The 13,450-nt window shown below is 54.1% G+C and carries 18 protein-coding genes; 14 read left to right on the top strand and 4 right to left on the bottom strand.

Translation table 11 applies throughout. The features are described from left to right. The first annotated feature begins 23 nt into the window (after positions 1-23). The 11 genes from bioF to H7F08_RS05265 all read left to right on the top strand — a co-directional run bounded on the left by bioF (position 24) and on the right by H7F08_RS05265 (position 8,960). On the top strand, positions 24-1,193 hold the full coding sequence (gene bioF, locus H7F08_RS05315) for an 8-amino-7-oxononanoate synthase (protein ID WP_031569520.1): 1,170 nt from the start codon (positions 24-26) through the stop codon (positions 1,191-1,193). Next, entirely contained in the window at positions 1,190-1,951 is a 762-nt protein-coding gene (locus tag H7F08_RS05310; protein ID WP_024893365.1) for an alpha/beta fold hydrolase, read from the top strand. The genes bioF and H7F08_RS05310 overlap by 4 nt, the downstream gene beginning before the upstream one ends. Next, positions 1,948-2,832 carry a malonyl-ACP O-methyltransferase BioC gene (gene bioC / locus H7F08_RS05305; RefSeq protein ID WP_024893366.1) on the top strand — a complete coding sequence of 295 codons (885 nt, stop codon included), beginning with the start codon at positions 1,948-1,950 and terminating at the stop codon, positions 2,830-2,832. Before H7F08_RS05310 ends, bioC begins: the two co-directional genes overlap by 4 nt. Continuing rightward, entirely contained in the window at positions 2,829-3,533 is a 705-nt protein-coding gene (gene bioD / locus H7F08_RS05300) for a dethiobiotin synthase (protein ID WP_193640040.1), read from the top strand. Before bioC ends, bioD begins: the two co-directional genes overlap by 4 nt. A 117-nt stretch (positions 3,534-3,650) precedes the next feature. Further along, the gene (htpX, locus tag H7F08_RS05295) at positions 3,651-4,547 is read left to right on the top strand and encodes a protease HtpX (RefSeq protein WP_024893368.1); all 897 of its coding nucleotides are present in this window, start codon (positions 3,651-3,653) and stop codon (positions 4,545-4,547) included. A gap of 53 nt (positions 4,548-4,600) precedes the next feature. Further along, positions 4,601-5,326 (top strand): leucyl/phenylalanyl-tRNA--protein transferase, encoded by a 726-nt coding sequence (gene aat, locus H7F08_RS05290; RefSeq protein WP_024893369.1) that lies wholly within the window; start codon positions 4,601-4,603, stop codon positions 5,324-5,326. 8 nt (positions 5,327-5,334) lie between these two features. Further along, positions 5,335-6,024 carry an arginyltransferase gene (locus tag H7F08_RS05285; RefSeq protein ID WP_235180021.1) on the top strand — a complete coding sequence of 230 codons (690 nt, stop codon included), beginning with the start codon at positions 5,335-5,337 and terminating at the stop codon, positions 6,022-6,024. 21 nt (positions 6,025-6,045) lie between these two features. Continuing rightward, entirely contained in the window at positions 6,046-6,825 is a 780-nt protein-coding gene (locus tag H7F08_RS05280) for an ABC transporter permease (protein WP_024893370.1), read from the top strand. A 5-nt stretch (positions 6,826-6,830) separates the two neighbouring features. Then, entirely contained in the window at positions 6,831-7,436 is a 606-nt protein-coding gene (gene rnt, locus H7F08_RS05275; protein WP_010641303.1) for a ribonuclease T, read from the top strand. A 75-nt stretch (positions 7,437-7,511) separates the two neighbouring features. Continuing rightward, positions 7,512-8,528, top strand: a complete 1,017-nt coding sequence (locus H7F08_RS05270; RefSeq protein ID WP_010641305.1) for a CDP-6-deoxy-delta-3,4-glucoseen reductase — start codon at positions 7,512-7,514, stop codon at positions 8,526-8,528. Positions 8,529-8,591: 63 nt separating this feature from the next. Further along, entirely contained in the window at positions 8,592-8,960 is a 369-nt protein-coding gene (locus tag H7F08_RS05265; protein ID WP_010641307.1) for a hypothetical protein, read from the top strand. A gap of 58 nt (positions 8,961-9,018) precedes the next feature. Here H7F08_RS05265 and H7F08_RS05260 read toward each other — a convergent pair whose 3' ends face one another. Continuing rightward, entirely contained in the window at positions 9,019-9,312 is a 294-nt protein-coding gene (locus H7F08_RS05260) for a zinc ribbon domain-containing protein (RefSeq protein ID WP_010641309.1), read from the bottom strand. A 7-nt stretch (positions 9,313-9,319) separates the two neighbouring features. Beyond that, positions 9,320-10,258, bottom strand: a complete 939-nt coding sequence (locus H7F08_RS05255) for a hypothetical protein (RefSeq protein ID WP_010641311.1) — start codon at positions 10,256-10,258, stop codon at positions 9,320-9,322. Positions 10,259-10,435: 177 nt separating this feature from the next. On the opposite strand from H7F08_RS05255, the gene H7F08_RS05250 reads away from it, so the two are divergent. From H7F08_RS05250 to H7F08_RS05240, 3 genes are read left to right on the top strand one after another with little or no spacing between them, the layout of a single operon-like run. Further along, the gene (locus H7F08_RS05250; RefSeq protein ID WP_010641313.1) at positions 10,436-11,062 is read left to right on the top strand and encodes a TetR/AcrR family transcriptional regulator; all 627 of its coding nucleotides are present in this window, start codon (positions 10,436-10,438) and stop codon (positions 11,060-11,062) included. 28 nt (positions 11,063-11,090) lie between these two features. Then, entirely contained in the window at positions 11,091-11,951 is an 861-nt protein-coding gene (argB, locus tag H7F08_RS05245) for an acetylglutamate kinase (RefSeq protein ID WP_010641315.1), read from the top strand. After that, positions 11,948-12,667 carry a pyrimidine 5'-nucleotidase gene (locus H7F08_RS05240; RefSeq protein ID WP_010641316.1) on the top strand — a complete coding sequence of 240 codons (720 nt, stop codon included), beginning with the start codon at positions 11,948-11,950 and terminating at the stop codon, positions 12,665-12,667. The genes argB and H7F08_RS05240 overlap by 4 nt, the downstream gene beginning before the upstream one ends. A gap of 196 nt (positions 12,668-12,863) precedes the next feature. Here H7F08_RS05240 and H7F08_RS05235 read toward each other — a convergent pair whose 3' ends face one another. Together H7F08_RS05235 and H7F08_RS15405 are read right to left on the bottom strand one after the other, a co-directional pair. Beyond that, positions 12,864-13,247: an HlyD family secretion protein gene (locus H7F08_RS05235; RefSeq protein ID WP_227487814.1), complete on the bottom strand. Its 384-nt coding sequence runs from the start codon at positions 13,245-13,247 to the stop codon at positions 12,864-12,866. Next, a partial coding sequence (locus tag H7F08_RS15405; RefSeq protein WP_227487813.1) for a hypothetical protein occupies positions 13,247-13,450 on the bottom strand: 204 nt, incomplete at its 5' end. The genes H7F08_RS15405 and H7F08_RS05235, both read right to left, overlap by 1 nt.

Below are 13,450 nucleotides of genomic sequence, written 5' to 3'. Positions count from 1 at the left end.
GATACCCGTCCTTATAAGAAGCTATGCCTGATACAGCAGAAAATACCTGGAGTACGCAGCTTGCGGATATTCGTCGGCAGGGACTATGGCGGGAGTTGCAGTCTCTACAACCGGACCCGGACGCCGATCGTCCACTGTTTGTGGATGCGGAAGGTCGCTTACTCCTTTCTTTTGCCAGTAACGACTATCTGGGTCTGAGCAGGGAGCCCGCGTTACGACAGGCAGCCATTGCCGAAATGGAACGCAGTGGGGTGGGCGCCGGCGCAGCCCCCCTGCTGGGCGGTGAGCGTCCGGCCCATCAGGCTCTGGCGGCAGATTTGGCACGCTGGTTGGGTGTGGAAGCGGTGCTGCTTTTCGGGAGTGGTTATCTGGCCAATCTGGGAATCATTTCCGCTCTGGTCGGCCGTCAGGACCGGGTTTACGCCGATCGTCTCAATCATGCCTCTCTGGTGGATGGTGTGCGTCTGTCCGGGGCGCGTCTGCAGCGTTACCGGCACGGCGATATGGCGCATTTGCAGCAGCTGCTGGAACGCGGTACTGCGGGGCAGGCGTGGATCATCACCGATGGTGTATTCAGTATGGACGGTGATCTCGCCCCTCTGCCTGAAATCGTAACTCTTGCCCGCCGCTATCAGGCCAGAATCATTCTCGATGAAGCCCACGCCTTTGGCGTGTTGGGCGCAGAGGGGCGAGGTACCCTCGCGCACTATCAACTGGATACGCATTCCGTGGATGTCATCATGGGGACGCTCGGCAAGGCTTTTGGCGTCTATGGAGCCTTTGTGGCAGGCAGTCAGGATCTGATTGACCTGCTGCGTAACCGGGCACGAAGTTTTATTTATCATACGGCCATGCCTGCGGCACTGGCGGCGGCAGCGCGAGCTTCTTTGCAGTTGTTGCGCGACGGTGAGGACCGCCGTGCCCGCCTGGTAGAGCATCGGGACTGGCTGCGTGCCGAGCTTCCCGATGCACCCTGGCTGCCCAGCGCCACGCCCATTCAGGGGCTGGTACTGGGAGAGGCAACGGCGGCTGTGCAAACGGCTGCCAGATTGCGCGAGGCCGGACTGTACTGCCCGGCAGTGCGCCCCCCGACCGTGCCTAAGGGCAGCGCCCGTTTGCGGATTACCCTCAGTGCTGCGCATCATCGCGAAGACCTCACGCAGTTGGTGACCGCCCTTCGGGAGATTTTATGAGTTGGTATCGGGAACAGACGGGTCAAGGGCCAGCCTTGCTGTTGCTCCACGGCTGGGGCATGGAAAGCCGGGTTTTTGCGGGTTGGCGCCCTTTTCTGGAAAAGCATTTTACCTGCATTTCCTACGATTTGCCCGGTCATGGCCGCAGCCCCTGTACGGCGGATGGCATGCAATGGGCTGATGTTCTGGAACAGTTGACGGACATGCTGGATCGTGAAGTAGAAGCGCCGATTTTGTTGGGTTGGTCTCTGGGTGGGCTGCTCGCCCTCGGACTGGGTCTGACGCAGCCCGCCTCGTTGAAAGGGTTGGTACTGATGGCGAGTTCGCCGAGTTTCCGCCAGCGTCCAGACTGGACGGCAGGGATTCCTGCCGCAACCCTGGAAGATTTTGGCCAACGCCTGCACAGTGATCCCCAGGGAACCCGCAAAAGGTTTTTAGCCCTGCAGGTTTTGGGTGATCCACAAGGACGACGGGCGCTGGAGGGCATGAGCAACTGGCCGTCGCCCGATCCCATCTGTCTGGCTGATGGGTTGACTCTTCTCCACGAAGTGGATTTACGCGATCGGCTGGATAGCTTGTCCATGCCGGTTCAGCTGATTCATGGTGCGCAGGACCGCATTGTGCCTCTGGAAGCCAGTTTTTATCTGCAGCAACATCTTCCCGGCAGCCATCTGCATGTGCTTGAAAAGGCAGGGCATGCGCCCTTTTTATCGCAGCCGCAAGCCTGCCGGGATGCTCTTTTGGAGGTCTGGGCATGAATCCATCGACGCCAGCAGATTATCAGCTGGAAAAGCGCGCGATCCGCCGCGCTTTTGACCAGGCTGCCAGCTCCTATGAGGCCAGTGCTGTTCTTCAGGACCAGGTAGGCCAGCAACTCATCGAACGACTGGACCTGGTCAAGCTGGAACCACAATGGATTCTGGATCTAGGCAGTGGCACCGGCCTGCAAAGTCGGCGCCTGAATCGTCGTTATCCCAAGGCACGGTTGCTGGCGGTGGATTTGGCCGTCGGCATGCTCCAGCAGGCGCGACTGCGCAAGAGCTGGCGGCAACGCCAGTACTTTTGTCAGGGGGATGCCGAACATCTGCCGCTGGCGACAGGATCCATGGACCTGCTTTTCGCCAACATGTCCATCCAATGGTGTAATGATCTGGATCGGGTGCTGCGCGAATTTGCCCGGGTCCTGCGTCCCGGGGGGCTGTTGATGTTCAGTACCCTGGGTCCGGATACCCTCAGCGAGTTGCGCCAGTCTTTTGCCAGACTGGATGATCAACCCCATGTCATACCATTTATGGATATGCACGATATTGGCGATGCCCTGGTCCGCCAGGGTTATGAAATGCCGGTGCTGGATGTCGAACATTTTCAATTGACTTACGCAGTGCTGGAGGATCTTTTGCGCGATTTGCGCAGCATTGGTGCGACCAATGCCTCGGTCAATCGCCCACGCGGCCTGTTGACGCCTCGTCGCCTGCAGATCCTACGCGATGCTTATGAACAGTTTCGTAAAGATGGGTATTTGCCAGCCACCTATGAGGTGGTTTACGGGCATGCCTGGAGCAGTGGCCCGCGCCCCGAGATTCGCGAAGATGGCGCAGTTACCCTGCCCTATCCGCAAATGCGGAGGCACATAAAATGAATCCGTCAGAAACATTGGAAAATCCGCCAGCGCAGCCGCTCCGGAGTCTTTTTGTCACCGGGACGGATACAGGTGTGGGCAAGACGGCGGTGACAGCTGCTCTGGCGCAACGCTGTGCACGTGAAATGGGCCGGGTCGCAGCCTTAAAGCCGGTGGTTTCCGGTGTGGAAGCCAATGGGCAGTGGAGTGACGTGGAAATTCTGCGCACCGCGTCAACGCCCTCACGCTCTTTTGAACAAACCTGCCTTTATGCTTTGGATCCGCCCATCGCTCCGCATTGGGCGGCAGCACAAGCCGGCCTGACCCTGGACCGGCACAAGATTCAGCGCTTTATTGAACAGCAGTCAGCAGATATGGATGCCGTACTGGTAGAGGGAGCGGGCGGTTTTCTGGTCCCGCTGGGTGATAATTGGAGTTTTGCTGACCTGGCCCTTGGTTTGCAATTTCCGGTGCTCTTGGTCGTAGGTCTGCGCCTGGGAGCCATCAACCATGCCCTGCTTAGTGCCGAGGCTATTCTTGCCCGTGCTTTGCCGATGGCGGGCTGGGTGGCTAGTCATCTTCAACCCGATCTCGCTCCGGGAACCCTGGAAACTTTGCAGCGACTAATGCCCAGCCCCTGCCTGGGAGAAATCCCCTTTCAGGCAGAAGCATCCAGTGTCTGCAGGAGTCAGTATCTGTCTCTTCCGGCGTGTTGGGATTGATGTTAGGATTCAAACGTCTGCCATAAAAAAATAGAGGGCAGTTGGTCACGGCGCGGCGGGTATTACAGCGGAAGCCGTGACAGTGAAACCTAGATATTCTGATGGAGCGTGAATGTCATGAAATCATTCAAGAGCATAGCCTTGTTGGTGGGTACCAATTTACTTATTTTTATCACCCTTTCCATTACTTTTTCGGTCCTGGTGAATCTGGTTTTACCCGCTTTTGGCGTAGATCTGCGCGGGGTAGTCAGTGTGACAGATTTACTCTGGGCGCTGGTCATTGGTTTTGGGGGCGCTTTTATTTCCCTGCTGATGTCCAAGCAGCTGGCGCGGGCAGGTATGCAGATGCAACGCATCGAGCAACCTCAGTCCGCCAAGGAGCGGCTGATTTACGATGCCGTGGCACAGTTGTCTACGCGTTTGGGCATCCGGATGCCGGAAGTCTGGGTTTACTGGAGTGATGATCCTAATGCCTTTGCTACGGGGCCGGGGCGTAACCACAGCATGGTGGCGGTCAGCAGCGGGCTCGTGAATCTGCTCAATGATAATGAAGTTCGAGCGGTGCTGGCCCATGAAATGGGTCATGTTTACAATGGCGATATGGTCAGCACGACGTTGCTTCAGGGGTTAATGAATACTTTTGTATTCTGGTTGTCGATGTTGGCGGCCCGGCAATTTGATGATCGCCCGATGATTGCTTTTGCGGTTTCCATGTTCCTGCAGGTTGCCTTGTCGTTTTTGGCACTGATTCCCATCACCTGGTTTTCGCGCCGCCGGGAGTTTGCAGCAGATCGTTTTGCCGCAGAGCAGGTCGGCGCTGGGGCGATGATTTCTGCCTTGCAGAAGCTGCATCAGCGGGCTACAGCCATGCACGTCGAGCATGATGCGGTCCGTGATCCCATGGCGACCGCCTATATTTCGGGAAGCTGGCATGGGCTGTTTGCCACCCACCCCAGTCTTGAGGCACGGGTTGCGGCTTTGCAGGCTCTGCAAAAAGGGTATAGTTACCCTTAGTATTCTGGCTGGGGAGTAATCGTAGATGTACCTGAATATGGGAGTGGACAGAATTGCGCCCTGAACGGGTAAAACCGGTTCTCCTCAGCAGTCAAAATGCCTCCGTCATTTTTCCGGATCCGGAACAAGCCGACAGTAACCTGATTGCCGTTGGCGGGGACTTATCCCGGAAACGTATTCTCCAAGCCTATGCTCAGGGAATATTTCCCTGGTTCGGAGAAGAAGACCCTATCTTGTGGTGGTCCCCTGATCCACGCGGGGTGCTTGAACCCCGTGCCATTCATATCAGTCGCAGTTTGCTGAAAAATGCCAAGGTCGCGTCCTGGCAGGTGGTTCTCGATCAGGATTTCGCTGCTGTTATGGATGAGTGTGCGGCCCCGCGTTCAGGTCAGGGCGGGACCTGGATAACTGCCGAGATGCGTAATGCCTATCTGGATCTCTTTGCTGCGGGGATGGCCCACTGTGTAGAAATTTTTCAACATGGCCAGAGGGTCGGTGGATTGTATGGTGTCGAGTCGGGAGCGGTTTTCTTCGGGGAATCCATGTTCAGTCGGGTTCCCGATGCCTCAAAAATAGCTTTGGTCTGGTTGGCCCGACATTTGACGCATTGGGGTTTTGGTCTGATTGATACCCAATTTTTGACCCCGCACCTGCAAAGTATGGGTGCATCTGAAATTCCACGTGCTGAATTTTTGCAGCTTTTGACCAGATTGAAAGCCCAGGCAACTCAAGGGGCGTGGCAGGAGTTCCTGCCCTGGGAGCAAATTTTTTGGCGATGAGTTTTTACATGTCGACCTTGCAAACCTGTCCCTATCTACCGGAACAGGAAGAACTGCTGGTGTTGAGTGATCCACGCGCAGTCCTGGAGCGTGGGGAATACGATCAACTGTTGCAGAATGGCTTTCGACGCAACGGTCCCGTCGCGTACCGGCCTATGTGCCCGCAATGTGATGCATGTATTTCCGTGCGTATCCCGGTGGATCAGTTTCAGCCGGACAGGGGGCAAAAACGCACCTGGGCACGGAATCAGGATCTCAGTCTGCGTGTGGCACGACCATACCGGAATGCGCAACATGCCCGCCTGTTTGCCGATTATCAGCGTTTGCGTCATCCGCATGGTGGCATGGACCAAGAGGCTGAGCGTCTGTATGCAGAAATGATGGCAGATACCAGCCCTGTGGATTCGCGGCTGCTGATTTTTGAAAAAGATGATGAGCCCTTGGCCGTAGCTCTGGTTGATCAGGTAGGTCGCGGGTTGTCGGCAGTTTATACATTTTACCGAACCGACCTGGTGAAGCGCGGCCTGGGTATTTTTGCGATTTTGAGTCAGATCGAATGGGCCCGCAGCCAGGGATTTCCCTACCTGTATCTGGGTTATTGGGTCGCAGAAAGTCCAAAAATGGATTATAAAAGGCGTTTTTCGCCCCTGGAAGGTTTTGTCGCCGGTGCATGGCGACCGCTTTCCATCCATCGTTAATCCAGATAGAAAATCGCATCTATGCATAATGCCGCACCGGATATATTCCGTACCTTTTCACCCTGGGCCCTGACCGGCGTACTGGGACTTCTGGGCAGTGCCTGGGCCCTGTCGGCATGGCAGAAATTGGGGGTCGGCAAGGACCTGCTCTGGTCCGCTGCGCGCGCGACAGTGCAACTGGGAATCATGGGTTTTGTGCTGGGCTGGCTGTTCCGCCAGCATCAACCCTGGTTGTTGCTGGTGTTTCTCGTCCTGATGATTCTGATGGCCGGTCGCTTCAATCGCAAACGGGGCGCCGGTATCCCCCACGCCTACTGGATTGGTGTTGGTAGTATAGGCCTTGCTGCAACAGTCACGCTGACCTGGATGCTGTTCTCGGGTTTGGTATTCTGGCGCGGCGAGTCTCTGGTGCCTATTGGCGGAATGATCATTGGCAACGCCATGAATGCTGTTTCTCTGGCGTTGAATCGCTTACGCAGTGAAATCGACCAACGTGAGGATATGTTGCTGGCGATGCTGGCGCTTGGGGCCGGACGTCGCCAGGCCATGCGCAGTCTCTATGGCATTGTGGTGCGCAGTTCGCTGATTCCTACCATTGATAGCCTGAAAAGTGTCGGCATGATTCATATTCCAGGAATTACAGCGGGCATGATTCTGGCGGGCATGGCGCCGCTGGCGGCGGTTTCCATGCAGTTGGTGGTGATGTTGATGCTGACCGCCTCAGTCACCTTGAGTGTTTCTACGGCGGTCTTGTTGGCGGCACCCTACGCCCTGACCTTTTCGCAGCGTACCGAAGGATAATTGATATGGCCGCACTGGCTGGACGTTTTCGTGGTTTTTTGCCCGTAGTGGTGGATGTGGAGACGGCGGGTTTTGACCCGGAGCGTAATGCTCTGCTGGAGGTGGCGGCGGTCATTATCGGTGGAGAAGTGGGACAACTGAAACCGGTAGCCAGCCATCACTTTCACGTCATGCCCTTTACGGGCGCGGTGCTTGATCCTGCGGCGCTGGCTTTTACCGGAATTGATCCTTTTCAGCCATTGCGCGGAGCGGTTTCCGAAGAAGAAGCACTGCGCAACATTTTTCGCGCCATTCGTACGGCGGTTAAGGCTGCACAGTGCCGACGGGCGATTCTGGTAGGTCACAATGCCGCCTTTGATTTGTCTTTTATCAAGGCAGCAGAAAAACGTTCCGGAGTGAAAAACAATCCATTTCATCTGTTCAGTACTTTTGACACCGTCAGTCTGGCGGGTCTCGCTTATGGTGAAACGGTACTGGCCAAAGCGGCACTGGCGGCAGGTTTATCCTGGGATCATGAGCAGGCACATTCAGCGTTATATGATGCGCGCCAGACGGCTGAACTATTCTGCAAGATAGTGAATGGTTTTGACCTGAATCGGGAATATCCCTGAAATTGTTGCAACAGCAGTCAACATCCGGTGCTTCTGTTAGAATATCTGCATCTACCATTTTAAGAGGGGCAAAACATGCCTTATCGTCTGACAATTGAACCCAGCGGTCACGAGATGGATTGCGATAGTGATGAAACCATACTCGAGGCGGCACTGCGTCATGGCTTTAATATTCCCTACAGCTGTCGCAATGGTACTTGTGCAACCTGTAAGGGGCGTATTTTAAGTGGCACGGTAGATTATGGGGATATTGAAGAAAAAGTGCTCAGTGAGGCAGAAAAAATGGACGGTTTGGCCCTGTTTTGCCAGGCTATGCCCCTATCTGATCTGAAAATTGAAGTACGCGAAATTGGTGCAGCCAAGGATATTCAGATTAAAACCCTGCCGGCACGGGTGGCTAAAATAGAGGACGTGGCTCCAGACGTGCGCGCACTGTTCCTCAAAATACCCAGTACAGAGCGCCTGCAGTTCCTCCCCGGCCAGTATATAGACATTCTTTTGAAGGATGGCGGGCGTCGGGGTTTCTCGCTGGCGAATACCCCCAATGATGACGCTTTGCTGGAATTACATATCAAGAAAGTAGAGGGTGGTACGTTCACCGGGCACGTTTTTTCAGCAATGAAAGAAAAGGATATTGTGCGATTTGAGGGACCTTTGGGCACTTTTTTTGTGCGCCAGGAATCAACCCGACCGTTATTGATGGTGGCCACAGGGACAGGCTTTGCGCCGCTCAAGGGGATGCTTGAATCACTTTTTGCTCAGGGATCAATACGGCCAATACACTTTTATTGGGGGGTGCGTCATTCTGAAGATTTTTATTATGAAGATCTGTTACAGGAATGGCAGTCGCTCCATAACCATTTTAATCTGACCAAAATTGTCTCACAACCGGATAGCCGGTGGTCGGGCCCTACGGGATATGTAACAGAGCAGGTGATTAAAGATTTTCCTGATGCCAGTGCTTTTGATGCTTATATTTGCGGCCATCCGGATATGGTTTTTTCTTTATCTGCGGCTTTAGCTCAGGCAGGATTGGATTCAGAACATATATTCGCAGACGCATTTGTATTTGCCAAAGCAAAAACAAGCTGACATAATAATTTTATTGGCGACTTTAGCCAAAATTTCAACTTATTTTTTCAGGAGTGAGCGGGTATGGAATCTCAAACAAAAAAACGTCATCGTCGTAGTGCCGAAGAGCGCCTTGCTGATTTGGAAGAGAAGCAACGTCAAACGGAATTGCGCCTGCGCGAGCAATTGGCCAAAATTGAGCAGCAGAAAAAGTCTTTGCAGGAAAATCCGCGTGCCAAACGCGAACGTGAAGCACAGCGGCGTTCTTTGATGGATCGCATTTCCCGTCTGGTACCTGATTGGGAACCTACCCAGATTCTGGCAGCTATTGCCGAAGTACGGGATCGGGTAGGCGATAACCATCATGCATTGCAGGAACTGGATTCTCATGGAAATGCATTGATGCAGGAACTAAAGCCACGTCGTGGACGGCGTCCGCGCAGCGCGCTCTAATTTCATGTAGTTAAAAGCCCCCGAATTACTAAGTTCGGGGGCTTTTTTACGTCGGGCATTAGCGTTTGCAACTGCGCCAACGCTTTAACATGGGCACCCGATGGGCCATATAGGCACGGATATACCAAGGGGCCTGTCTTTTGCGCAGCAATTGCCTTACTCGCTGTTGCATGGCTTCCAGGGTTAATTGGGGGTCCTTGAACGTGCCATCTGCATAGCAGTAACTGCAGTAATCCCGACTGTGGCTGCCATCGCTTTCCGTGCCACCGCCTTGCGGATCAAACTGTAAAGGCATACCACAACTTTGGCAGCGGTTTTTTTCGATTTCCAGTTGGCGTAACCATTTTTTCATAAGCAAATTAGACATCCTCAGGGGCAACCAGTTCAAGGGCCTCAATATAAATATGGGCCATGCCCAGCAAAAATACGACGTTGGGTATAATGAAAACCAATGCGGTGGCAACGCCCATCCCCATGCTGAGCCCGACATTATACAGGGCAGTATTCGCAGTGATGCTGGAATGCGCTGCATGGTCCAGCATAAAAGGATAACCCGTGATCGCATCCATCATCTGCCAAAACATATCGGCGCTACGGCTCAGTTCGCTGGCCAGAGCTGGGGCCGCAGCGGACAGTGCCATACTGTATCCGGTGTAAAGGATGATGGCGATAATGATTGCCAGACCAGCAGATAACGCCCCGAGTAACAACATCATCAGCAAAATGGAGCCGGGTTTGTTACGGGCAATACCAATGGTGTGGCGCAGGGAGTTGCTGACCGATTCACCATGCCAAAGCGCTGGACCGGACAGATTGAAAACAATGATGGCCAGAACGAAAACTACGGCATTTATCAACATGGCCACCGGGAAAAGCGGTACAAACAAAATCGCTCCTATTCCTGGTATTTTGCAGGCCAGAAATCCCAGTAGCTCAACCACAAAAATGCCAAAGAGCAAAAGACTTTCGATGATCAGCAAGCCAATCAGCCGGGGCAGAGCTTTTAAGCCAAAGCGGAGACTACGCAAAATCCCGGGTAAGGAGTCACCCCGGGCTTCATGTAATAGTACCCCGCCAGCACCCAGATACCCCACCCCAAAACTGACGAACAAAATCAGCATTCCGATGCTGGCACCCAGCATCCCACCTAGCCACTGCACAAAAAATTCAAGGCCCGCCATGCCGATAAAAACGGCGAGGACATACACCAAAATGGGTTGCCAGAGGGTGATTCCCCGTAATGCGCGCAGTAATAGCGAAAAAGACAGGTCTCCCTGACTGGGAGAATGACTAAACATGGGAGCTTCCTTTTTCAGTAACCGATCTTGAGGATGAATGCCAAGGATAACGGTTAGATTTTTACTGTAAAGCGACAATCGCCTTTGTTGATGCTACACTGACCTGATATTGACCGATTGGTCGGGTGTTTTTCAAGTGGCTGATAATATGTGGAAAGAGATCGCTGAGGGGATTTTATGGATAATACGCTGGCGATGGTAGAAGGCGAGGGGCGGCAACGTATCCTCGCTGCTGCCGAAAAACTCTTCTCGGATAAAGCCTTTGATGCGGTTTCCATGAATGCCATTGCCTGCGAGGCTGGTATCAGTAAAGCCAATATTTACCACTATTTTCCGAATAAAGACACGCTGTATCTCGCGGTGTTGCGCGTGGCCAGCCATAATCTGCGTGCGGTGCTGAACGAAGCCGTCAGTGCCCACGGCTCGGTTCTGGATGTATTGCGGCATTTTGCCCGCAATCATCTGCAGGCACTGCTGAACAGGCCACAACTGGTGCGTTTGGTCTGGCGGGAGATCCTGGAAAGGGGCGCGCCACGAGCACAGGAATTTGCCGAGCAGGGTTTCGCGGATATGTTTTCTGCTCTGGTAGATGTTCTGAAGCTGGGACAGAGCCGAGGCGAATTTCGCCAGGACTTTGATCCGGCTCTGGTCGCTACGCTCCTCTTGGGTGCCAACGTGTTTTTTTTCCAGTCGCGAGACATATTGCGGCACTATCCCCCCATTACTTTTGCAGACGACCCTGCCGGATATGATGCGGGTATTGTCGAAATTCTTTTGCGTGGTCTGGTCCCGGCCTCATCCTGAATTTTGATTGATAACACAAGAGATTCTTATGGATAAAAATCCTCAACTGCAAGCCCATGTTCTCGTGGAAGCCCTGCCCTATATGCAACGCTTTCATGGACGAACCATTGTCATCAAATATGGTGGTAATGCGATGACAGAGGCGCATCTGCAAGAGCAGTTTGCCTATGATGTGACCTTGATGAAGCAAGTAGGGATGAATCCTGTGGTGGTTCATGGCGGGGGGCCGCAAATTGGCGCCATGCTTGAACGTCTGGGCGTCGAAACCCGCTTTGTAGATGGCATGCGCGTAACCGATGCAGCCACCATGGAAGTGGTGGAAATGGTGCTCGGCGGTCGCGTCAACAAGGAAATTGTTCAGGGAATCAATCGGGCCGGTGGGCGGGCAGTGGGGCTGACCGGCAAAGATGGGGCTTTGCTCCGCGCCCGTCCGCTGCGCAATGCGGTGGCTGATCTGGGGATGGTCGGTGAAGTGGCCGCCGTCAATCCGGAAGTCATTCGTTGGTTGGACCAGGGCGACTTTATCCCGGTAGTGGCCCCCATTGGCGTCGGCGCTCGGGGCGAGTCTTACAACATCAATGCCGATCTGGTCGCCGGAGCGCTGGCCGCCACCCTGAAAGCCGAAAAGCTGATTTTAATGACCAATGTGGCTGGGGTACTGGATAAAGAGGGTACCCTGCAAACCCGGCTGGAGGCTGGCGCAGTGGCACAAATGATTGCCGATGGTCAGATATATGGTGGCATGCTGCCCAAAATTCAGTGTTGTCTGGATGCTGTGGCTGCCGGTGTGCAGGCTGCGCATATTATTGATGGCAGAGTCCCCCATGCCTTGTTGCTGGAGATTTTTACCGACGCCGGGGTGGGGACATTGATTGCTGGCAGCCATTGAAAAAGCTTTCCGTTCCTGCTCCACAGCGTAACAGACACGCTTTTTCTGCGGCAGCCCGCAAGCGTCGTCTGTTAGCCTGGCGACGCGGCCCGCTGCCGGTTTTTCTCTTTGATCTCGACAATACCCTGTATGATGCAGACCGTTACTGCTTTCCCTGGATGCATGAGCACATCAATGCCTTCCTGATGGAGGAGCTTGGCCTGAAGATGGAAGCCGCCGATCAGTTGCGGCGCCATTACTGGCGGACTTATGGGACCACCCTCGCGGGTTTGATGCGGCATCATACTGTTGATCCCCGGGTTTTCCTGAAGGCCATTCATCCCCCGGTTCTGTCTGCCCAGGTCCCCGAAAATCCGGAATTACGTCGTTGGCTCGTGCAACTTCCCGGCCCCGTATTCGTTTTTACGAACAGCGTGGCCAGTCATGCCTGGCGGGTGCTGGAGCGTTTGGGCGTGGCGGATATTGTGGTGGATGTATTTGATATGGAGACCGCAGGTTTTCAGGGGAAACCCCAGCATCATGCTTATCATCAGGTTCTTGGAAGATTGAAAGTTCCCGCCTGGCGTTGTGTTTTTTTTGATGACACGCTGGCTAATTTGCGGACTGCTCGCTGGATGGGCATGCGTACGGTACACATTGAAAAAAATCGCAGGCGTTCGCGTAGCGCCCATAGCCGGGTTCCATCAATCATGGGCTGGCGTTACGATTTGTCCTGAAATGGCAGTGGGGCTTGTAAGCTTTTTGCTCCAACGTCCCTTGCCTGTTGTTCTAATGCTCGTCCTGCTGTCAGCAGAGAACTCGCCCTGCGGGCTCAAACAGCTCTCCTGACGGGCGCAGGATTTAACCAAGAACAACAACGGCGCGGGCCAAAGTCGCTGCAAAGCTTACAAGCCCCACTGCCGTTTCAGGAGACTACAGAAGTGGTTTCAGAAACTTGACCCAACCCGGTGCACCGCCGGTATTGATGGTGACCGAAGCGCTGGTACCAATACGTAAGGGCAGCTTTGGATCAGGGTTGGTAATCATCACCCGTACGGGTACCCGTTGCGTGACCTTTACCCAGTTACCTGTCGCATTCTCCGGTGGTAACAAGGAAAAAGCATTGCCGGCACCGCCGCTTAGGCTGACCACCGTCCCCTTGAATTGGTGATTGGGGTACATGTCTACGTGGATACTGGCAGCTTGACCGGGGTGAACCCGATTTAGATCGGTTTCCTTGTAATTGGCCTCCACCCAATATTGAGCGTTTCCGATCAACGGGAAAAGATCCTGGTTGATGCTGAAGCCGGGTTCCATCAATCATGGGCTGGCGTTACGATTTGTCCTGAAATGGCAGTGGGGCTTGTAAGCTTTTTGCTCCAACGTCCCTTGCCTGTTGTTCTAATGCTCGTCCTGCTGTCAGCAGAGAACTCGCCCTGCGGGCTCAAACAGCTCTCCTGACGGGCGCAGGTTTTCGCCAAGAACAACAACTGTCTCTTATACACATCTCCGAGCCCAAA

The organism is Acidithiobacillus sp. HP-11 (assembly GCF_015100075.1).
GTDB lineage: Bacteria > Pseudomonadota > Gammaproteobacteria > Acidithiobacillales > Acidithiobacillaceae > Acidithiobacillus > Acidithiobacillus thiooxidans.
This window is presented reverse-complemented; position numbering and strand designations above follow the sequence as displayed.